The sequence below is a fragment of the Streptomyces sp. BYX5S genome (genome assembly GCF_054724165.1).
In genome coordinates this window covers 2,381,262-2,402,167 of the sequence record NZ_CM138829.1, presented here as the reverse complement: position 1 = coordinate 2,402,167, position 20,906 = coordinate 2,381,262, and the positions used below count along the sequence as shown (strand labels likewise).

Here is a 20,906-nt window from a genome sequence, read left to right as displayed (position 1 = left end):
GGCGGGCTAGCCGAGATTGAGGTGGTGCAGGAGAAGCAGTGCGGCCGCCATGTTGGCGGCCGGGACCTCTCCGCGAGCGATCATGTCGGGGACGAGTTTGAGCGGGACCCATTCCCTGCGGTCCGACTCGAAGTCGTCCTGGGGGTGGCCGATGTACGTTCCTTCGTCGGTCCAGTAGATGTGGTGTCGGGCGTCCGTCAGGCCGTTGGACGGTTCGACGCTCATCAGGTGCCGCAGCGGTCCCGGCCGCCAGCCGGTCTCCTCCTCCAGTTCCCTCGCCGCCGCGTACGCGATGTCCTCGCCGTCCTCGACGACACCCGCGGCCAGTTCCCAGCCCCAGCTGTCGGTGATGAAACGGTGCCGCCACAGCAGGAGCACCTCGTGTGCCTCGTTGACGATCGTGGCGACGGCCACGGGGCGCAGCCGTATCACGAAGTGGTCGAGGTGCCGGCCGTCCGGCAGAGCCACGTCTGCCAGGTTGACGCTGAACCATCGGTTTGCATACACAGTTTGTTCGTTCTGTTTCGTCCACTGCACGGTTCTGCCACCTTCCGCCGAGTTGCTGGCAATATCGCAGCAGTGGCGGTCGCGGGCTCCCCGCGTAAAGGCTCACAGCGGCACGCGCAGGGCCCCGTCGATGAGTTCGGCGGCCTCGGCCGTGCCGGCGCAGCCGCTGCGCACGAGATGTTCGCGGACGGCACGGAGTCTGTCGCGCAGGCGCTGCGACTCCATGCCCCGAGCGGTCTCGGCCATTTCCACGGCGGTGGCCACGGCCTGTTCCGCGTTCCCCTGTCTGAGCTGGATCTGGCTCAGTACCGCGAGCCGGTGCACACGCCCCCGATCGTGCGCCGGGGTGTGCACCGCTTCCTGCGCGTGCTCCTTGGCGGCGGCGTAGTCCCCGAGACTCAACAGGGCCTCCGCCACCTGTACGTTGACGAATCCCGGCTGCACGTAACCCGTCTCGTCCGGCTCGTGCCCGCGCCGGATGCGATCGGCGGCCGACTCGGCACGGCGGATGCACTCCAGGGCGCTCGTGCCGTCCCCGAGGTGCGCGTACGCCTTAGCCTGCATCGCGTACAGGTCCGACGCGAGCGCCGGGGAGATGTGCCGGCCCGCGGCGCGCAGCGCCGCCTCCGCGAAGGCGACCGCCTGCCGGTACTCCCGCATGTGCAGCGACTGGTTGACGAGCAGCGCGATGACGTAGGCGCCGAGCCCCCGGTCCCCACTGGCCTTCGCGAGCCGCAGCGCCTGATGGAAGTAGCGCTGCGCGAGCCCGTGCGCGTCGGAGTCGTACGCGCAGATGCCCGCGATGGCCACCAACCCGCCCGTGGCGCGGTGCAGTTGGCGCCCGGTGTCGTCGGTGTAGCTGCCGCGCAGCAGCGGCGCCGCCTCGGTGTTGAGGAAGCCGACGATGCGGCTGCGCGTGGCGATGCCGCCCGCCTTGCGGTACATCTGCTCGTAGTGGGCGCGGGCCGAGCGCATCATCTCCAGGTCGGCGACGCTGACCGGGTGGCGGCCGCCGCGCGAGACGTCGTTGTCCTCCGGCGGGTTCTCCCACTCCCACACCGGCATCACGGCCGGGGTGCCGGTCACCGCGGGCGCGTCCAGGATGTGCCGGCGCTGCTGCTGGTCGGAGCGCCACAGCGCGGTGGCGCGCTCCACGAAGCCGGACAGCGTGGTGACGTGCGCGGCGACCGGCTCGCAGGAGATGCCGAGGCCGATGTCGTCGAGGGTGACGTGCCGCTGGAGCCGCGCCGCGAGCACCTCGCAGATCAGGTCCGGCACCTGGCCGCGCGGCCGCTGGCCCTTCAACCAGCGCGCCACCGCGGTGTGTTCGTAGCGCAGGGCCAGGCCGCGCGCCTTGCCCACCTGGTTGACGTGGGCCGCGAGTCCCGCGTGGGAGATCCCGGCCTCGTCGAGGATCGCGTCGAGCAGGGTGTTGGGCTGCATCGGAAGCCTCCGTTGCCCTCCGTTGGCTCGGTGTGCGCCAGCCTAGTCGAGGCGGGTTCACACGGGGTGTGATCGGAATGCCCAACTCCGTGGCCCGTGCGCGCTGTTGTGGCAGGTAGTGGCCCGGTTGACTGAACTGCCTCGCAAGAGGCCGGCCGGGCCGCCGGCTCCCCCTCGTACAGCGCGGCGGCCCGTTCCCGCGTCGTCCGCCCGTTCGCCTGCCCGACACACTCAGCGGCGGGCGGACGACGCGCCCCGGTGCCGCGCCCCCGGAGGGCGACGCGCGGCGTGGACCGTCAGAGCACCTTGTGGGCGGCGCGCACCACGGGTTCGCCGTGCTGGGCGGGCACCCTGCTCCGGTCGTTGCGCAGCACCAGCAGCGCCGCGTCGTCGGCGAGCCGCCCGCCGACGTGGCACAGCAGCGAGGTGTAGACCGCGTGGATGACGGCCTGTGGGGTGATCGGTCCGCGGCGCATGGTGGCGGTGAGCGTGGAGCGCAGCGGGAAGAACCGGCCTCGCGCGTCGCGGGCGTCCTCGATGCCGTCAGTGTGCAGCAGCATCCCCTCCCCCGGCCTGATCCGCCCGCAGCGCACCGACGGCAGCTCGGCGGGCAGCGGGAACGGGCCGAGCGGCGGCATCGGATCGCCTCCGCTCATCGGCTCCACGGCGCGCGCGGAGCCGGGCCGCAGCAGATACGGCCACGGGTGGCCGCAGTTGAGGGCGTGCACCACCCCGTCCCGGCGGATCTCCAGGAGCAGCAGCGTCACGAACTCCTCCGCGATCGGGCTCTCCGGCTCACCGCCTCCGGACGACGGGTGCTCGTCGCGGGCGCGCTGGCGCAGGTGCCGGGCGTGCGCCCGCTCCAACCTCCGCATCAGCGGCCCGAGTTCGTCCTCGTCGTACGCCGCCTCGCGGAAGCTGCCGAGGACCGCACCGACCGTGCCGAGCGCGGCGATGCCGTGCCCTCGTACGTCGCCCATGACCACGCGGACGCCGTGGTCGGTGGCGACGACGTCGTACAGGTCGCCGCCGATGCTGGCGCCGCGGTCGGCGGAGCGCTGGTCCGCGGCGAGCGCCAGACCGTCGATCCGGTGCGGCAGCGGGCGCAGCAGCACGGACTGCGCGGCGGTCGCGACGGCCTGCGCGTCCTTCAACTCCCGCATCAGGCTGTTGCGTACGCGCAGTATCAGCCCGGTGCCGACGGCGAAGAAGACGGCGCTGGTCGTGATGCGCGCGGCGATCCCCTCCAGCTGCGCGAGCGGACAGACGAGCTTGTACGTCATGGCGACCGCACCCCACACGGTCGGCAGGCCCAGCATCAACGTGCGCCGGACACGCCGGGGTTCGGTGCGGGTGGGCTCCGTTGCCTTGGTACGGATCATGCCGACGGCCCCCTCGGCCCAGTACAGCGCGCACCGGGTCGGCCCGGCGGCCGCAACGATTCTGTCGAGCGCCTGCCCCGTCAGGAACGGATCATGGACAATCCTCACTCGAACGAGTGAGGGGCGTACCCGGTGTCCCGGATACGCCCCTCAGGTGCGGCTTCGCGCGCGGTTACGCGCCGCGCAGCACCGCCCCGGTGCTCTCGGCGGCGCGGGCGACCGCCGCGTCACGCGCGGCACTGGCCTCCTCGACCGTCAGCGTGCGGTCGCCGGCCCGGAAGCGCAGCGCGTACGCGAGGGACTTCTTGGCCTCGCCGAGCTGCTCCGCGTTCTCGTACACGTCGAACAGCCGGAGGTCCTCCAGGAGTTCACCGGCTCCGGCGCGCAGGGCGTCCTCGACGGTGGCGGCCGGGACGCCCTTGTCGACGACGAGCGCGACGTCCTGGGTGGCCACCGGGAACGTGGAGATCCGCGGCGCCTGGAGGGCGCCGTCGTTCGCCTGCTCCAGGAGGTCCAGGTCGAGCTCCATGGCGCTGGTCCGGGCGGGCACGCCGAGCGCCTTGACGACGCGCGGGTGCAGTTCACCGGCGTGACCGACCAGCTGGTCGCCCGCGTACAGGGCGGCGCAGCGGCCCGGGTGCCACGGCTCGTGCCGGTCGGCGCGGACCGTCAGCTCGACACCGGCCTCGCGGGCCACGACGCGCGCGGCCTCGATGGCGTCCGCCCAGCTCGACGGGGTGCCCTTGCCCCACCAGCCGGCCTGCTCGCGGGCGCCCGCGAGGACGACGGCGACGCGGCGCGGCTGCGCGGGCAGCGCGGTGGTGAGCTCGGCGATCTCCTCGTCGGTGGGACGACGGTCGACGGGCAGGCGCACGGCCTTGTGCTCGTCACCGGTCGGCCGGAAGACGAGGCCCGTCTCGAAGAGCGCCAGGTCGTGGCTGCCCCGGCCGTCGTTGCGCCGCAGCGCGCCGAGCAGGCCCGGCAGCAGCGTCGTACGGAGCGAGGGCTCCTCGTCGGAGAGCGGGTTGACCAGGTCGACGGTGACGCGCCGCGGGTCGTCCTTCTCCAGGCCCAGCTGGTCGAGGACGGCCTGCCCGATGAACGGGTAGTTCAGCGCCTCGACGTAACCGGCACCGGCGAGCGCGCGGCCGACGCGGCGGTGCGTGCGCTGCCGCTCGGTGAGGCCGCGGCCGGCCGGGGGCTTCGGCAGCGTGGAGGGCAGGTTCTCGTAGCCCTCCAGGCGGATGACCTCTTCGGCGAGGTCGTTCGGGTCGGTCAGGTCGGGCCGCCACGACGGGACGGTGACGGTCAGGGCGTCCTGTCCGTAGACGTCGCAGCCCACCTGCTGGAGGCGGCGCACGACGGTCTCGCGGCCGTACGCGACGCCCGCGACCTTGTCCGCGTGGTCGGCCGGGATCGTGATGGTGTGCGGGGCGCCGGGCGAGATGACCTCGGTGACGCCCTCGTCGGCGGTGCCGCCCGCGAGCAGGACGAGCAGGTCGACGACGCGCTGGGCCGCGGCGGACGTGGCCCCCGGGTCGACGCCGCGCTCGAAGCGCTTGGACGCCTCGGAGGTCAGCTTGTGACGGCGCGAGGCGCGGGCGATCGTGATCGCGTCGAAGTGCGCGGCCTCGACGACGATGTCCGTGGTGCCGGACTCGGCGCCGTGGTCGGCGATCTCCGTGTTGGCGCCGCCCATGACACCGGCGAGGCCGATCGGGCCGCGCTCGTCGGTGATGACCAGGTCCTCGGCGTCGAGCGTGCGCTTGGTGCCGTCGAGGGTGGTGAGCTTCTCGCCCTGCTCGGCGCGGCGCACGCCGATGGTGCCCTGGACGAGGGAGCGGTCGTACGCGTGCAGCGGCTGACCGAGCTCCAGCATCACGTAGTTCGTGACGTCGACGGCGAGCGAGATCGGGCGCATGCCGGCCTTCTGGAGGCGGCGCTGGAGCCAGATCGGCGAGCGGGCCTCGGGGCTCAGACCGGTGACGGTGCGTGCAGTGAAGCGGTCGCAGCCGATCGGGTCGGCGACCTTGACCGGGTAGCCGTTCGCGTTCGGCGCGGGCACGTCGAGCAGCGCCGGGTCGCGCAGCGGCAGGCCGTACGCGATGGCGGTCTCGCGGGCGATGCCGCGCATCGACAGGCAGTAGCCGCGGTCCGGCGTGACGGCGATGTCGAGCACCTCGTCGACGAGCTCCAGGAGCTCGATCGCGTTGGTGCCGGCCTCGTGCTCGGGCGGCAGCACGATGATGCCGTGCGTGCCGTCGTCGCCCATGCCGAGCTCGTCGGTGGAGCAGATCATGCCGTGCGAGGTCTTGCCGTACGTCTTGCGCGCGGCGATGGCGAAGCCGCCGGGCAGTTCGGCGCCGGGCAGCACGACGACGACCTTGTCGCCGACAGCGAAGTTCCGGGCGCCGCAGACGATCTCCTGCGGCTCACCGGTGCCGTTGGCCTGGCCGACGTCGACGGTGCAGAACCGGATCGGCTTCTTGAAGCCCTCCAGCTCCTCGATCGTCAGCACCTGGCCGACGACCAGCGGACCCTTGAGGTCGGCGCCGAGCTGCTCGACGGTCTCGACCTCAAGTCCTACGCCGACGAGCTTGGCCTGCACGTCGCGGCCGGTCTCAGTGGCGGGGAGGTCGACGTACTCCCGCAGCCAGGAAAGCGGGACCCGCATCAGATCTCCATCCCGAAAGGCCGGGTGAACCGGACGTCACCCTCGACCATGTCTCGCATGTCTTCGACGTTGTGGCGGAACATCAGCATCCGCTCGATACCGAACCCGAAGGCGAATCCGCTGTACTTCTCGGGGTCGACGCCGCACGCGGTCAGCACGCGCGGGTTGACCATGCCGCAGCCGCCCAGCTCGATCCAGCCCTCGCTGCCGCAGGTGCGGCACGGCCGGTCCGGGTTGCCGACGGACTCGCCGCGGCACACGTAGCAGACCATGTCCATCTCGGCGGACGGCTCGGTGAACGGGAAGTAGTTGGGACGCAGCCGCGTCTTCATGTCGTCGCCGAAGAGCGCCTTGACCATGTGGTCCAGGGTGCCCTTCAGGTCGGCCATGGTCAGGCCCTCGTCCACGGCGAGCAGCTCGATCTGGTGGAAGACCGGGGTGTGCGTGGCGTCCAGCTCGTCGGTGCGGTACACGCGGCCGGGGCAGACGACGTAGACCGGCGGCTCCCGGTCGAGGAGCGAGCGGGCCTGCACGGGGGACGTGTGGGTGCGCAGTACGACACCGGACTCGTCGCCGACCGTCTTCTCGCGGCCCTCGGGACCGGCGACGAAGAACGTGTCCTGCATCTGCCGGGCCGGGTGGTCCGGCGTGAAGTTCAGGGCGTCGAAGTTGAACCACTCCGCCTCGACCTCGGGGCCCTCCGCGATCTCGTATCCCATGGACACGAAGACGTCCGCGACGCGCTCCATCATGGTCGTCAGCGGGTGGCGGGCACCGGCCGGCGTGCGGTCGTAGGGCAGCGTGACGTCCACGGCCTCCTCGACCAGGACACGCGCGTCCCGCTCGGCCTCCAGTTCGGCCTGGCGGGCGGCGAGGCCCCGGCCGACGGCGGCGCGGGCCTGGCCCACGAGCTTGCCCGCGGCGGCCTTGGCCTGCGGCGGCAGCGCGCCGATCTCGCGGTTGGCGAGCGCCAGCGGCGACGTGCCGCCGGTGTGCGCGACCTTGGCCTCCTGAAGCGCCTCGAGCGAGTCCGCGGCGGCGAAGGCGGCGAGCGCCTCTCCCTGGACGCGCTCGATCTCTTCCGGTTTCAGTGCCTCGACCTCGACAGGGTCGTACGACTTGTTCGGTGCCGACATCTCTTCCCGTGCTTCCGATTGGCTGGCTGAGGGTCCCGCAGACGCGTCGACGGCCGTCGAGTGTGCTGGACGCAAACGTGCCAAAGGACGAGTCTAACGGGGGTGAGGTGTGCGAATGCGCCCGTGGTGCGGCCTGCGCTCAGCTGGTGAGATACGCCGGCGTCGCCACGGGCAACGTAAATCGGAACTCCGCGCCGCCTCCGGGCGCCCGTCCCACGGTGATCGTTCCGCCGTGCGCTTCGACGATCCCCTTGACGATGTAGAGGCCGAGGCCCGTCCCGCCGCGCTTGCTGCCCCGCCAGAAGCGGGTGAAGACGCGGTTCATGGACTCCTCCGGGATGCCGGGGCCCTCGTCGGACACAGTGACCGAGGTGCCGGTGGGCGTGGTGGGCTCTACGTCAATGGTGACGGTTCCCTCGCCGTGGCGCACGGCGTTTTCCAGCAGATTGCTCAGGACCTGGTCGACCTTGTCCGGGTCGGCCCACGGGTCGGGCAGCGGATGCTTGACGCGCAGCAGGAACCGGTCGGCGGCCTGGCCCGCGGCGACGTGCGCCTGTATGTGCCGGGAGACGGCGGCCGCGACGTCGACGGGCTGGCGGCGCAGTTCGAGCCGGCCGGAGTCGATGCGGGAGATGTCGAGGAGTTCGGCGATCAGGCGCGTGACCCGGTTCGCGTCGGCGTCGACGGTCTCCAGCATGAGGCGCTTCTGCTCGTCGGTGAACCGCTCCCACTTGGCGAGCAGCGTCGCGGTGAAGCCCTTGACCGAGGTCAGGGGGGAGCGCAGCTCGTGGGCGACGGTGGCTATCAGCTCGGCGTGGCTGCGCTCGGTGCGGCGCCGGGCCTCGGTGTCGCGGATGGAGACGACGACGCGGCGCACGGGGCCGGTCGGCCGGGTGCGCACGTAACGCGCGGTGACGAGGACCTCGCGGCCGCCGGGCAGCAGCAGGTTCCGCTCGGGCTGTCCGGCCCGGATGGCGAGTCCCCGGTACGGGTCGGTGAGCTGCCACCAGCGCCGGCCTTCGAGGTCCTCCAGCGGGAGGGCGCTTTCGAGCGGGGCGCCGAGGGCGGCGGCCGCGCGGACGGCGGTGATGCGCTCCGCGGCGGCGTTGAAGCAGATGACGCGGCCGCTCCCGTCCGCGACGACGAGTCCGTCGGGCAGGTCGTCGGGGTGGATGCCGAGGTCCCCGAGCTCCTCGGGGCCGGACGCGTCGGAACCGGCGAGGCCGCGCGCATCGCTGCCGTTGACGACGCTCATCTCCCGCGCTCCCCCTTCCGGCGGTCGATCCGGAAGAGTCACCCTACTAGCCGGGAGTGACGGAGCGGCACCCTCCGGGGGCACGCTGCGCACGCGCGGAGGCGTACAGGCAGACGGCCGCGGCCGTCGCGAGGTTGAGGCTCTCGGCCTTGCCGTGGATGGGCACGCGGACGACGGCGTCGGCGAGCGCGCGGGTCTCCTCGGGCAGGCCCCAGGCCTCGTTGCCGAACACCCAGGCGGTGGCGGCGCCCATGGTGCCCTGGTCCAGCTCGGCGTCGAGGTCGTCCTCGCCCGCTCCGTCGGCGGCGAGGATCCGCACGCCCGCCCCCTTGAGCCCGGCGACGGCCTCCTCGACGGGTACGCCGACGGCGACGGGCAGGTGGAACAGCGAACCGACGGAGGCCCGTACGGCCTTCGGGTTGTAGAGGTCCACGGAGGCGTCGGTCAGCACGACGGCCTCGGCGCCCGCGGCGTCGGCGCACCGCAGCACGGTTCCGGCGTTCCCGGGGTCGCGGACATGCGCGAGGACGGCGACGAGCTTGGGCCGCGCGGCGAGGACCTCGGCGAACGGGGTGTCGAGGAACCGGCACACGCCGACGAGCCCCTGCGGGGTGACGGTCGTCGAGATGTCGGCGATGACGGCCTCGTCGGCGAGGTGGACCCGGGCCCCGGCGTCGCGGGCCTCGCCCACGATGTCGGCGTACCGCTCGGCCGCCTCGACGGTGGCGAACATCTCGACGAGCCCGCCGTGCGCGGCGGCCTCCCGCACGGCCTGCGGCCCCTCGGCGAGGAAGAGCCGTTCCTTCCCCCGGAAGTTCCGCTTGCCGAGCCGTCTCGCGGCGGACACGCGGGACGACTTGGGGGAGATCAACTCGGGCGTTGCGACCATGCGCCTGACTTTCGGGAGGGGTGACGAAACGGTTGCGCGGCACCGCACGGGGCTCCGCCCCGGACCCCACGGGGGGGCTTGATCTATCAAGCCCCGCCGGCGATTGAGGCGCGGGGTCCGGGGCGGAGCCCCGTGCGGTGCGGCATGCGGTGACGGGGGCCCGGAACAACGTGGGACCCGCAAGCCACACGGCTTGCGGGTCCCACGTCACATGCGGCTCAGCGGAGCGTTCACGCAGCCTTCGGCGCGTTCACGTCGGCCGGAAGCGCCTTCTGAGCGACCTCGACGAGCGCGGCGAACGCGTTGGTGTCGTTCACGGCCAGCTCGGCCAGCATCTTGCGGTCCACCTCGATGTTGGCGGCCTTCAGACCCTGGATGAGGCGGTTGTACGTCATGCCGTTCTGGCGGGCAGCGGCGTTGATGCGCTGGATCCACAGCTGACGGAAGTCGCCCTTGCGCTTCTTGCGGTCGTTGTAGTTGTAGACGAGGGAGTGGGTGACCTGCTCCTTCGCCTTGCGGTACAGACGCGAACGCTGACCGCGGTAGCCGCTGGCCTGCTCGAGGATCGCCCGACGCTTCTTGTGCGCGTTCACCGCGCGCTTGACGCGTGCCACTGTTAACTCCTTGTAGCGGGGCCGGGGTTGTCTTCACCCGACCCGAATTCGTATGGGTCCCGGTCTAGCCGACGTACAGGGCGTGGAAACGCCCGTACATCACTTGCCGAGAAGCTTCTTGATCTTCGCGGCGTCGCCCGGGGCCATCTCGGCGTTGCCGGTGAGGCGACGCGTCACGCGGGACGACTTGTGCTCGAGCAGGTGGCGCTTGCCGGCGCGCTCACGGAGCACCTTGCCGGAGCCGGTGACCTTGAAGCGCTTGCTGGCACCGCTGTGCGACTTGTTCTTCGGCATGGCGCCGTTCTCTCCTCGTCAGTGGCGTTCCCGGCCGGTCCGTGCGTGGCGCGAACCGGCCGTGGTGGAACGTCAGTTGTGTCAGTTGGTATCCGTGGCGCACGGGCTGTGCGCCGCACGGATCATGCCTCGGCCGGAGCCTCGGCGGGGGCCTCGTCGGCCTGCTCCTCGGCGGCGTTCTGCGAACGTCCCGGGTTGGCCTTCGCGTCGGCCTTGCGGGCGGCCTGGGCCTCACGGGCCTCGGCCATCGCCTCGGTCTTCTTCTTGTGCGGACCGAGGACCATGATCATGTTTCGGCCGTCCTGCTTCGGGTTCGACTCGATGAACCCGAGGTCCTGGACGTCGTTCGCGAGACGCTGCAGCAGCCGGAAGCCGAGCTCCGGACGGGACTGCTCGCGACCACGGAACATGATCGTGATCTTGACCTTGTCGCCCTGCTTGAGGAACCGGACGACGTGACCCTTCTTGGTGTCATAGTCGTGCGGGTCGATCTTCGGCCGGAGCTTCATCTCCTTGATGACCGTGTGCGCCTGGTTCTTGCGCGCCTCACGGGCCTTCATGGCCGACTCGTACTTGAACTTCCCGTAGTCCATGAGCTTGCATACGGGCGGACGGGCGTTCGCCGCCACCTCGACCAGGTCGAGGTCGTACTCCTGAGCAAGCTCAAGGGCCTTGGCAAGCGGAACAATCCCGACCTGCTCGCCGCTGGGACCGACAAGTCGCACTTCGGGAACGCGAATCCGGTCGTTGATGCGGGGCTCGGCGCTGATGGATCCTCCTCGGTAGCACCACACGACGGCCTGGCGGACCGCCGCGTACGTTTTGACGTAAGTACCAACCGCGCCGAAACACAGAAAATGCCCCGGACGGTACACAGGCAGGGCTCCAAGAAATACCGGAGCACCGCCACGGTGGACCGCGGGGCGCAGACTCGGACGGTTCCGTCGTCCGTACGGAACGACGGTGACCGTCTGACCGGTGACCCACCGCCCTGGTCGGGCGGTCAGGTGGGAGATCGGAGCCTCCACTTGTGGGCCGGTCACCTGTCCAAGAGGACGTGCGTCCGGCCGGTCGTTACACAAGGTTAGCAGGACTTGGGGGGTGCGCCCAATCGGGTGCGCGCGGCATATCGTGGGGCCCATGAGTGACGCGACCCCCGCAACCGAAAACCCCGACTACGACGCGCTGACCCGCGACATCGCTGAGGTGCCCGCCGTCGAGGTCATCGTGACGGTCGCGGTGAACCTGATGAGCGCCGCCGCGGTGAAGCTCGGCCTCACCGAGGAGGGCGACGCCCACAAGGACCTCGACGAGGCCCGCAAGCTGATCCACGCCCTGGCAGGTCTGCTCGACGGCAGCGCGACGGAGATCAGCTCCTTCCACGCCGCTCCCCTGCGGGACGGCCTGAAGTCGCTCCAGCTCGCCTTCCGCGAGGCCTCGGTCGTACCGGACGAGCCGGGCCAGGGCCCCGGCGAGAAGTACACGGGCGCCGTCTACGGCTGACGGACGCCCGTCCGCATCACCCGCGTACGTACAAGGGCTCGCCCGGTGGCGTCGCCCCGGTCGGCAGGAGTGCCAGATCGAGGCCGCGCACCAGGCGGGCCCTCAGTGTTTCGTCGGCGGCGATCCGGGTGGCGAGCGACTGGGCGGTGGCCTGGACGTCGGCGCCCGCGTCGAGGACCAGCGCCAGCGTGCCGTCCGCCTGGCCGGGGCCCAGATGGGCGCGGGCCACGGCCGGCTCGGCGGCGACCGCGGCGCGCGCGGCCTCCCGGACGGCCGGGTCGGCGAGCGGGTCGGTGTCGGTGCGGCCCTCGGCGACCGCGTACAGGGCCGGGCCCGACAGCTCGTACGGGACGGGGCCCGCGACATCGAGGACGACGGTGTCGGCCTGCTCGTGGGCGGCGGCCTGGAGCGCCTGGTGCAGGGGGACGGCGACCGGGCGGGCCTCGGGGTCCCACAGGGCGAGCGACGCGGTCGAGGTGAAGGCGGGCAGCGCCTTGCGGCCCGCCGCCTTCAGGGTCGGGACCGCCATGTCGGACGTCTTCTCGCGGCGCAAGCCGTTCTCGTCCTCCTCGACCTCGCCGAGCACGGCGACGACGGGGACGAGCAGGCGGGTGCCCTTGAGCGCCTCCAGGACCGGGCCGTGGGCCGTGCGGTCCCGGGACCACGCGGCCAGCGCCTCGGTCAGGCGCGGGTCGGCCGTGCCGTCGTCGTCGGAGAAGCCGGAGTCGGGAATGTTCTTGTTCGCCACGTTCACCGACCCTACCGAGCGGCCGGGAGCGGAGCGTCGCCGGACCGGATTCTCAGCCGGCCCCGAGGTGCGGCTCATGGAGCACACAGCGCGGCGGCCGAGCATCGCGGTATGTCCCCGCACGCCAAGAAGTCTCCCCGTGTCCGCGTCTGCGCCGCCGTGACCTCGGTGGTACTCGCCGCCGCGGTCGGCGGCACTACCGTCTACGCGAAGACGCAGCCGCACACCGCGACCGCCCTCGTCTCGCACACCGCGGCGTCGGCCTCCGAAGGGAGCACATCCGTGGCCGTGGACCATGACGCCGAGCTGGCCGAGGCCGTGGCGGCCGCCGCGAAGGGGCACGACGGCGAGGTCTCCGTCGCCGTCCTGAACGAGGCGGACGGGACCAGCGCCTCGTACGCGTCGGGGGACGGCACCTACGACACGGCGAGCATCGTGAAGGTCGACGTGCTCGCCGCGCTGCTCCTCCAGGCGCAGGACGCCGGGCGGACGCTGACCGCGCAGGAGCGGACGTACGCGACCGCGATGATCGAGCGGAGCGACAACGCCGCGACGACCGCGCTGTGGGACGGGATCGGCGGGGCCGAAGGGCTCGACGCGGCGAACCGGCGGCTCGGGCTCACCGGGACCACCGGCGGCGACGGCGCGCTGTGGGGGCTGACGCAGACCACCGCCGCCGATCAACTCACCCTGCTCCAGCAGGTGTTCGGGGTCGGCGACGGCGACTTCGCGCTGAGCGCGGACGCGCGGGCGTACGTCCGGGAACTGATGGGCAACGTCGAGAGCGACCAGGCGTGGGGGGTGTCGGCGGCGGCCGGGGGCGGCGCGTCGTCCGCGTTCGCGCTGAAGAACGGGTGGTTGCAGCGCAGCACGACGGGGCTGTGGGACATCAACAGCGTCGGCGAGGTCACCGTCGACGGGCGGAAGTACCTGGTGGCCGTGGTCTCCAACGGGAGCGCCACCAAGGACGCGGGCGTCGGCCTCGTCGAGGACGTGGCGAAGGCCGCGGTGCCGGTGGTCAGCGGCGCCGCGTGAGGCGGTGGCCGCGCCACAGGTAGCCGCCGGTGCCGAGCAGCAGCACGCCCAGGGCGGCGGCGAGCGCGCCCGCCCAGGTGGCGAGGCCGTCGTCGGAGGCGTCGTCGGGGCCGGGACCGAAGTACTTCTCGCCGTACGCGGCCGGGGTCAGGTGTGCGGGCTTCAGCTTCGCGCCCGCGCGGATCGCGGCGGCCGGGTCGACGAGGCCGTAGCCGCGCGAGTCGTCGCGGCCGCCGGAGGGCGGGTCCTCGGCCGTGTCCTCCAGGAGCTTCTTGATCTGCGCGGGGCTCAGTCCCGGGTGGGCGGCGCGGACGAGGGCGACGGCGCCGGAGACGAACGCGGACGCGGCGCTGGTCCCCCACGCCGAGTAGTACTTGCGGTCGGGGTCGGCGGTGACGATGCCCCGTCCGGGGGCGGCCACGGTGGCGTACCAGCGGCGGGTGGAGAACGAGGCGCGGGTGCCGGCCGAGTCGACGGCGGTGGCGGTGATGACGCCGGGGTACGCGGCGGGGTAGGAGACGTGGTCGCCCTGCTCGCCGCCGTTGCCCGCGGAGGCGACGACGGAGACGCCCTTCTTCAGCGCGTACTGGACGGCCGCGTCCTCGCCGGCCTCGGGGTGGGCGGTGTCGGAGTCGTCGCCGAGGGAGAGGTTGATGACGTCGGCGCCGTGGTCGGCGGCCCAGCGGATGCCGTCGGCGAGCGCGTTGCCGCGGGTCTCGCGGGCCTTGGAGCGGGACGGATCGCCGTCCTCCAGGATCACCCGGACCGGCAGGATCTTCGCCTCCGGGGCCACGCCCATGACGCCGTCGCCGTCGTCCTTGCCGTGTCCGTGGCCCGCGATGATGCCCGCTATGGCGGTGCCGTGCCGGGCCCAGGGGCGGTCGCCGCGCTGGGCGCCGAAGCCGACGAGATCCTTGCCCTCCAGGACGTTGCCCGCCAGGTCGGGGTGTTCGTCGTCGACGCCGGTGTCCAGGACGGCGACCGTGACGCCCTTGCCGCGCGTCGTCTTCCACACCTCGTCGGTGTGCAGCGCGGTGAGGCCCCACTGCTGGGCGCGGACCGTGTCGGCGTGGGCGGCGGCGGTGGGCAGCAGGGTGAGGACGGCCGCGGTGGCGAGGACGGCGAGGGGGTGCTGACGCTTCATGACTGCTACTGCTCCGTGTCCCGGTCCGCGGTCTTCTTGACCGTCTTGCGCAGGTCGCGTTCGATCCGGTCGGCGATGCCCTGCGCGTCGTGGCCGAGGCCCGCCTGGGCGGGGGAGCTGGTGGCGCCGGACTTCATGGCGTCGGCGGCGGGCTGGGGTTCGCTGACGGTACGGCCGTCGGCGAAGCCGGAGACCGCGTACACGACGACCGGGGCGTCGGTCAGGATGTTGATCGTCCACGACGCGCGCTGCCGGTCGCCGAAGCCCTCGGCGAGGGTGCCCTTGGCGGCGTAGGGCCGGGGCATGAGGTCGTCGCGCCGCTCCAGGCCCTGCTCCATGAAACGGGAGCGCAGCGCCTGCGTGGCCTGGGCGTCGGCCTTGGTGAACATCAGGCCGACGGTGGTGACGCTGCTCTGCGTCGCGTCGGTGTACGTGGCGCGCAGCAGGCGCAGACAGCCGGCCGAGCGCAGCGCCTTGTGCAGCAGCGGGTCGAAGGCGTGGGCGCAGGTGCTGTCGGGGGCGACGGCGATCCGGGTCCAGGTGCGGTCGGCCCGGCCGGGGCCCGCGCCCTCGCCCTTGAGCGTGCGCGGGAAGAGCTGGTCGACGGGGACGCCGTGCCAGAGCTGGCCCGCCTCGCGGTAGGCGGTCTGCACGGACGGGGTGCCGTTGGCGTCGCCGGTGAGGAGGGTGCCGGTGGTGGCGCCGCCGATCAGGCCGAGGCCGAGCACGAGGCAGGCCGCGGCGGCCGCGGCGCGGGGCTTGAGGCGGGCGCCGATGGGGCGCAGACGCGTGGTGCGGTCGTCGTAGTTCTCCGGCGGCGCGAACCGCACGAAGGGCCGTCCGGCGGTTCCCGGGCGCGGCGTCAGGTCGACCGCGCCGACGGCCCGCCGCGGCGGCTGCGAGGGCGGCGGGGGTATGGGCGGCACCACGGGCGCGGGCGGCACGGGCCGTAGCCGCCTGGTGGACTCGGCGGGCGTTTCGGGCCCGGGGACGGTGCGGGGGCGCGGGGAGGGGGGCGGCGGGGCGCTCTTCGCGGGCGCCGGGCCGGGCGGGTTCTCGGGCGGCAGCGGGGCGCTGGGCGTCCGAGGGGGCACGGGCGGGCGGCCGGGCGTACCGGTCGGCGCGCCGGCGGGCGCAGGCGTACCGCCCGGCGGGTTCGCGGGCGGCAAAGGGGTGCCGGAACTGAGGGCGGGCGCGACCGGTTCGCGGTCGTCCGTGGTGCGCGCCGATCCCCTCGACGGGTCCCCCGCGCTGCCCCGCGGCGCCCCGTCGGGCAGCCGGGACGACGAGACGGGGGGCGGCGGGGGCGGCGAGGCCGGGAGGGGCGGGGTCTCGGAAGGAGGCAACGGTGGGGCCGTGGGGGGAAGTTGGGTGGGGTGGGGCGGAGTCGTGGGGCGCGGCGGGACGCGTCGGGCTTCCGTGCTCATGCCTCCCCGTTTCCTCAGCCTGCGTGCGCGTCACTCTAACGGGCCCGGCCAGGTCACGGCCCACTCCGCACACGGGATCGACCGATCCATCACCATCCGTCCCCCTACCCTGCGGTAATCCTGTCTGGCAGGCTTCGGCCATGACACCGCGCGCCGCCGATCGGGCCCGGTACGACCGGGCCACCGCTCATCTCGACGCCCCCTTGGCGATCGTCGACCTCGACGCGTTCGACGCGAACGCCGACGACCTGGTGCGCCGGGCCGCCGGCAAGCCGATCCGCGTCGCCAGCAAGTCCGTGCGCTGCCGCGCCCTGTTGGAGCGGGTGCTGGCGAGGCCGGGCTTCGCCGGGATCATGTCGTTCACCCTCGCCGAGTCGCTGTGGCTCGCCCGCTCCGGCTTCGACGACGTGCTGCTCGCCTACCCGTCCGCCGACCGCTCCGCCTTCGCCGAGCTGGCCCACGATCCGAAGCTCGCGGCGGCGGTGACCGTGATGGTCGACGACCCGGCGCAGCTCCGGCTGATCGAGGGCGCGCGGGACGGGGGCCGCGAGGAGATCCGGGTCTGCCTGGAGCTGGACACCTCGTGGCGGACGCTCGGCGGCCGCGTCAGGATCGGCGCGCTGCGCTCCCCGGTGCGCACCCCGGCCCAACTCGCCGACCTGGCCCGCGTCGTGACGAGCCGTCCCGGCTTCCGGCTGGTGGGGATCATGGCGTACGAGGGTCATGTCGCGGGTGTCGGCGATTCGCTGGCCGGGCGGCCGGTGCGGTCGCGGGCGATCCGGCTGATGCAGGCGGCGGCGCGCAAGGAGCTGGCGGTGCGGCGGGCCGAGGTGGTCGGCGCGGTGCGGGCCGTGGCGCCGGACCTGGAGTTCGTCAACGGCGGCGGGACGGGCAGCGTGCAGCACACGGCGGCGGAGGCGGCCGTGACGGAGATCGCGGCGGGCTCGGGGCTCTACGTACCGCGGCTGTTCGACAACTACACGTCGTTCACGGGCCGTCCGGCCGCGCTGTTCGCGCAGCCGGTGGTGCGCAGGCCGGGTGTCGGTGTGGTCACCGTGCTCGGCGGCGGGTATCCGGCCTCGGGCGCGCCGGGCCCGGACCGGCTGCCGGTGCCGTATCTGCCGGAGGGGCTGCGCTACGACGGGCAGGAGGGCCCCGGCGAGGTGCAGACGCCGCTGCTCGGCTCCGCCGCGGACGACCTGCTCATCGGCGACAAGGTGTGGTTCCGGCACGCGAAGGCCGGGGAGCTGTGCGAGCGGTTCGAGACGCTGCGGCTGGTGTCGGGCGACCGGGTCGTGGAGACGGTGCCGACCTACCGGGGCGAGGGCTACACGTTCCTGTAGCTCCCCGCCCCGTCCGCGCTCTGCTTATCCGTGGATGGCGTCGACCTGGTCGGGGACGACCGAGCCGTCGTCCCTGAGCAGCGGTCCGAAGCCGCCCTCCGGCTTGTTGTAACCGGCCGTGGAGCACGGGTACGTGCCCGTCTTCCGCGGCAGCGGCTCGATGAACATCGGGTTGGCGACCCAGCGTCCGTCGGCGTTGTCGTAGGCGCGGCACATGATCTCGGGCTTGTTGCGGTTGAGGACGAGGTGCGCGCCGGTGGCGTCGCCGACGAAGGTCACGTCGGTGTCGGCGTCACCGCCGCCGAGCGCGATCCGCTTGCTCCACCGCTGCTTCTCCCAGGCCGACTTCCCCTTGACGCGGAAGATGTCCTGGTTGATCCAGCACCGCTTGCCGTCGATGTACGGGATGGCCTCGCCCTGGTTCGTGCCGACGCCGCCGCAGCCCTCGTTGTACGTGGTGATGCGGCCCTCGCGGTCCAGGACGGAGCGGATGGCGATGGTGTGCGCGCGGTCGATGCCGACACCCTTCGACCACACCTCGGTCACCGGCTCGGACCCGGCGGACACGATGTAGACGTCGAAGCCGGCCTTCTGGAGCGTCCGGATGAGGTCGCGCTGCTGCTCGTAGTAGCGGACGTAGCCGGGGATGGTGTGCGTGCCCAGCGTCTGGGTCGCGCCGACGGGGGCGGCGAGGGCCTCCTTGCGCGCGGCGGCCGCGTACGACTCCAGCTCGGGGACCGTGTGGCCGGCGAAGAGCTGCGGCACCCAGGCGTACTGGGGGACGGTGCGGCGGTGGTTCCACTCGCCGGCGAAGGCGGCGGCTCCGCTCATGGTCTTGCCGGACTCACGGATGTTGAAGATCTCGTCCGTGCAGTCGGTGTCGGTGGAGGTGGGCAGCGGGGCGCCCACGGGGACGTCGGTGCCGCAGGCGGCGGTGAGCGCCTTGTCGGCGTCGTCGGTCATCCACTTGCTGGTCTTCTTCCAGCTCGCGGGCCGCAGGATCTTGTCGTGCTTGAGCGACCAGGCGATGGTCGCGTCGGTGACGTCGTTCTTGCTGACGGTGTTGTCCCAGTCGAACGCGGCGACGGGACGCGGGCCCTTGAATCCGCCGCAGCTCCCCCGCTGGTCGATCATGCGCTGGAGCTTGGCCCGGTTCTGGCCGTACCAGGGCAGCTTCGTCGACAGCTGGGGGCACTTGGCGGCGGTGGGTCGTGCGGACGTGGCGGCGGCCGCGGGTGTGGTGAGGCTCGCGGCCGCCAGCAGGGCGGCGGCCGCGACCGAGGTCCACGCGGCAACATGTCTGTTACGCATGTGAGTGGACCGTACACGCGTCAGCGCGCCGCTCCCAGGGTTCTCACACCGGTGTCACGTACGCGCCGGAGATCCCGCCGTCGACGAGGAAGTCGGTGGCGTTCACGAACGCCGCGTCGTCGCTGGCGAGGAAGGCGACGGCCGCCGCGATCTCCGTCGCCTCGGCGAACCGGCCGACCGGAATGTGCACGAGGCGACGCGCGGCCCGCTCCGGGTCCTTGGCGAACAGCTCCTGGAGCAGCGGGGTGTTGACGGGGCCGGGACACAGGGCGTTCACGCGGATGCCCTCCCGCGCGAACTGCACGCCCAGCTCGCGCGACATGGCGAGGACACCGCCCTTGGACGCGGTGTACGAGATCTGCGAGGTGGCGGCGCCCATCCGGGCCACGAACGACGCCGTGTTGATGATGGAACCCCTGCCCTGGCGCCGCATGTACGGGAGGGCCGCCTTGCAGCACAGGTAGACGGAGGTCAGGTTGACCTCCTGGACCCGCTTCCACGCCTCCAGGCCGGTGTCGAGGATCGAGTCGTCGTCGGGCGGCGAGATGCCCGCGTTGTTGAAGGCGATGTCGACGCTGCCGTAGGTGTCGTACGCGGTCCTGAACAGCGCCTCGACCTGCTCGGCGTCGGTGACGTCGACCTGGACGAAGGTGCCGCCGACGTCCTCGGCCGCCTTCTTTCCCGCGCTCGCGTCGATGTCGCCGCAGACGACGTGCGCGCCCTCGGAGGCGAGGCGGCGCGCGGTGGCGAGGCCGATGCCGCTGCCGGCGCCGGTGATGACGGCGGTGCGGCCGACGAGGCGGCGGCAGATGATCTCTTCGCTCATGGGTGCTTCAGGCCTCCGTGCTTTCCGTGCTTTCCGTACTGATGAAGACGTTCTTGGTCTCGGTGAACGCGGTGAGCGCGTCGGGGCCCAGCTCGCGGCCGAACCCGGACTGCTGATAGCCGCCGAACGGGGTCCAATAGCGCACGCTGGCATGCGAGTTGACGGACAGGTTGCCCGCGCGGACGGCCTGGGAGACGCGCAGGGCGCGGCCCACGTCGCGGGTCCAGATGGAGCCGGACAGGCCGTACGCGGTGTCGTTGGCGAGGCGTACGGCGTCGGCCTCGTCGGTGAAGGGCAGCAGCACGGCGACCGGCCCGAAGATCTCCTCCCGGACGGCCCGCGAGTCGGGGGCCTCGCCGGTGAGCACGGTCGGCGGGAACCAGAAGCCGGGCCCGGCGGGGGCCACACCACGGATCGCGGCGGCGTCCTCGGGCACCAGTTCCCGCACCCGATCCAGCTGTTGGCGTGAGATGAGCGGGCCCATCTGCGTCTTCTCGTCGGCCGGGTCGCCCACGACGACGGCGCGCACGCGGTCGGCGAGCAGGTCGGCGTACTCCTCGTAGGCCGACTCCTGGACGAGGATCCGGGAGCGGGCGCAGCAGTCCTGGCCGGAGTTGTCGAGGAACGCGAAGGGGTCGGCGGCGGCTTCGAGGTCGGCGTCGGCGAAGACGACGTTGGGGCTCTTGCCGCCGAGTTCGAGGGTCACGCGCTTCACGCGGTCCGCGCACGTGGCCATGATCTGCTTGCCGACGCGGGTGGAGCCGGTGAACACGATCTTGGCGACGCCGGGGTGCTCGACGAGGGCGTCCCCCGTGACCGGCCCCTCTCCGGGGAGCACCTGGAAGAGGCCCTCGGGCAGTCCGGCCTCCAGGGCGAGTTCGGCGAGCCGCAGGGCGGTGAGCGGGGTCGTCTCGGCGGGCTTGAGGAGGACGGCGTTGCCCGCCGCGAGGGCCGGGGCGGTCCCCCAGGCGGCGATGGGCATCGGGAAGTTCCACGGTGCGATGACGCCGACGACGCCGAGCGGTTCGAGGATCGTGACGTCGAGGCCGCCGGCCACCGGGATCTGACGGCCATTCAGCCGCTCGACTCCCCCGGCGGCGTACTCCAGCAGGTCGCGTACGTTACCGGCCTCCCAGCGGGCGTTGCCGATGAGGTGGCCGGCCTCGGTGACCTCCAACTGGGCCAGTTCCTCCAGGTGTTGGTCGACCGTGCCCGCGAAGCGGCGCAGCAGGCGGGCCCGGTCGGCGGGGGCGGCGGCCGCCCAGGCGCGCTGGGCGCCGGTGGCGCGGACGACGGCGGTGTCGACGTCTTCGCGGGTGGCGGGCGGGACGGTGGCCACGAGTTCTTCCGTGGCCGGGTTCAGTACGTGCAGCAA

19 protein-coding genes are annotated in these 20,906 nt (G+C 72.6%); 3 read left to right on the top strand and 16 right to left on the bottom strand.

The genetic code is table 11. The features are described from left to right. Nucleotides 1-6: 6 nt before the first annotated feature. The 10 genes from ACYBSK_RS10905 to infC form a co-directional block, all read right to left on the bottom strand. Nucleotides 7-537 (bottom strand): NUDIX hydrolase, encoded by a 531-nt coding sequence (locus ACYBSK_RS10905; protein ID WP_356385990.1) that lies wholly within the window; start codon nt 535-537, stop codon nt 7-9. Between the two features lie 72 nt (nt 538-609). Beyond that, a complete protein-coding gene (locus ACYBSK_RS10900; protein WP_457476699.1) occupies nt 610-1,950 on the bottom strand; it encodes a tetratricopeptide repeat protein in 1,341 nt (446 codons plus the stop codon). Between the two features lie 296 nt (nt 1,951-2,246). After that, on the bottom strand, nt 2,247-3,332 hold the full coding sequence (locus ACYBSK_RS10895; protein ID WP_460245923.1) for a PP2C family protein-serine/threonine phosphatase: 1,086 nt from the start codon (nt 3,330-3,332) through the stop codon (nt 2,247-2,249). Nucleotides 3,333-3,504: 172 nt separating this feature from the next. Then, nucleotides 3,505-6,006: a phenylalanine--tRNA ligase subunit beta gene (gene pheT, locus ACYBSK_RS10890; protein WP_460245922.1), complete on the bottom strand. Its 2,502-nt coding sequence runs from the start codon at nt 6,004-6,006 to the stop codon at nt 3,505-3,507. Continuing rightward, a complete protein-coding gene (pheS, locus tag ACYBSK_RS10885) occupies nt 6,006-7,142 on the bottom strand; it encodes a phenylalanine--tRNA ligase subunit alpha (protein ID WP_457476696.1) in 1,137 nt (378 codons plus the stop codon). The genes pheT and pheS overlap by 1 nt, the downstream gene beginning before the upstream one ends. Before the next feature lie 139 nt (nt 7,143-7,281). Then, nucleotides 7,282-8,397: a sensor histidine kinase gene (locus ACYBSK_RS10880; protein ID WP_460245921.1), complete on the bottom strand. Its 1,116-nt coding sequence runs from the start codon at nt 8,395-8,397 to the stop codon at nt 7,282-7,284. A 46-nt stretch (nt 8,398-8,443) separates the two neighbouring features. After that, nucleotides 8,444-9,286, bottom strand: coding sequence for a TrmH family RNA methyltransferase (locus tag ACYBSK_RS10875; RefSeq protein WP_460245920.1), 843 nt, complete (start codon nt 9,284-9,286; stop codon nt 8,444-8,446). Nucleotides 9,287-9,516: 230 nt separating this feature from the next. After that, nucleotides 9,517-9,900, bottom strand: coding sequence for a 50S ribosomal protein L20 (rplT, locus tag ACYBSK_RS10870; protein ID WP_457476693.1), 384 nt, complete (start codon nt 9,898-9,900; stop codon nt 9,517-9,519). A 99-nt stretch (nt 9,901-9,999) separates the two neighbouring features. Beyond that, nucleotides 10,000-10,194: a 50S ribosomal protein L35 gene (rpmI, locus tag ACYBSK_RS10865; protein ID WP_004933563.1), complete on the bottom strand. Its 195-nt coding sequence runs from the start codon at nt 10,192-10,194 to the stop codon at nt 10,000-10,002. 122 nt (nt 10,195-10,316) lie between these two features. Further along, nucleotides 10,317-10,988: a translation initiation factor IF-3 gene (infC, locus tag ACYBSK_RS10860; RefSeq protein ID WP_457481708.1), complete on the bottom strand. Its 672-nt coding sequence runs from the start codon at nt 10,986-10,988 to the stop codon at nt 10,317-10,319. Nucleotides 10,989-11,334: 346 nt separating this feature from the next. Here infC and ACYBSK_RS10855 point away from each other — a divergent pair, with 346 nt between their 5' ends. Then, entirely contained in the window at nt 11,335-11,697 is a 363-nt protein-coding gene (locus ACYBSK_RS10855) for a DUF1844 domain-containing protein (protein ID WP_457476692.1), read from the top strand. A gap of 16 nt (nt 11,698-11,713) precedes the next feature. On the opposite strand, the gene ACYBSK_RS10850 is transcribed toward ACYBSK_RS10855, so the two are convergent. Continuing rightward, entirely contained in the window at nt 11,714-12,445 is a 732-nt protein-coding gene (locus ACYBSK_RS10850) for an SseB family protein (protein ID WP_460245919.1), read from the bottom strand. A 111-nt stretch (nt 12,446-12,556) separates the two neighbouring features. Between ACYBSK_RS10850 and ACYBSK_RS10845 the strand changes: the two genes are divergently transcribed. Further along, on the top strand, nt 12,557-13,480 hold the full coding sequence (locus ACYBSK_RS10845; RefSeq protein ID WP_460245918.1) for a serine hydrolase: 924 nt from the start codon (nt 12,557-12,559) through the stop codon (nt 13,478-13,480). On the opposite strand, the gene mycP is transcribed toward ACYBSK_RS10845, so the two are convergent. Then, nucleotides 13,464-14,624 carry a type VII secretion-associated serine protease mycosin gene (gene mycP / locus ACYBSK_RS10840; RefSeq protein WP_460245917.1) on the bottom strand — a complete coding sequence of 387 codons (1,161 nt, stop codon included), beginning with the start codon at nt 14,622-14,624 and terminating at the stop codon, nt 13,464-13,466. The genes ACYBSK_RS10845 and mycP overlap by 17 nt on opposite strands. A 5-nt stretch (nt 14,625-14,629) precedes the next feature. Then, nucleotides 14,630-15,568, bottom strand: coding sequence for a hypothetical protein (locus ACYBSK_RS10835; RefSeq protein ID WP_460245916.1), 939 nt, complete (start codon nt 15,566-15,568; stop codon nt 14,630-14,632). A 623-nt stretch (nt 15,569-16,191) separates the two neighbouring features. Here ACYBSK_RS10835 and ACYBSK_RS10830 point away from each other — a divergent pair. Next, nucleotides 16,192-17,394, top strand: coding sequence for an amino acid deaminase/aldolase (locus ACYBSK_RS10830; protein WP_460245915.1), 1,203 nt, complete (start codon nt 16,192-16,194; stop codon nt 17,392-17,394). Nucleotides 17,395-17,418: 24 nt separating this feature from the next. On the opposite strand, the gene ACYBSK_RS10825 is transcribed toward ACYBSK_RS10830, so the two are convergent. The 3 genes from ACYBSK_RS10825 to ACYBSK_RS10815 are packed head-to-tail and all read right to left on the bottom strand — an operon-like array spanning nt 17,419 to nt 20,906. Continuing rightward, on the bottom strand, nt 17,419-18,705 hold the full coding sequence (locus ACYBSK_RS10825) for an HAD family hydrolase (protein ID WP_460245914.1): 1,287 nt from the start codon (nt 18,703-18,705) through the stop codon (nt 17,419-17,421). Nucleotides 18,706-18,748: 43 nt separating this feature from the next. Beyond that, nucleotides 18,749-19,531 (bottom strand): 3-oxoacyl-ACP reductase, encoded by a 783-nt coding sequence (locus ACYBSK_RS10820; protein WP_457476685.1) that lies wholly within the window; start codon nt 19,529-19,531, stop codon nt 18,749-18,751. A 7-nt stretch (nt 19,532-19,538) separates the two neighbouring features. Next, nucleotides 19,539-20,906, bottom strand: coding sequence for an aldehyde dehydrogenase family protein (locus ACYBSK_RS10815; protein WP_460245913.1), 1,368 nt, complete (start codon nt 20,904-20,906; stop codon nt 19,539-19,541).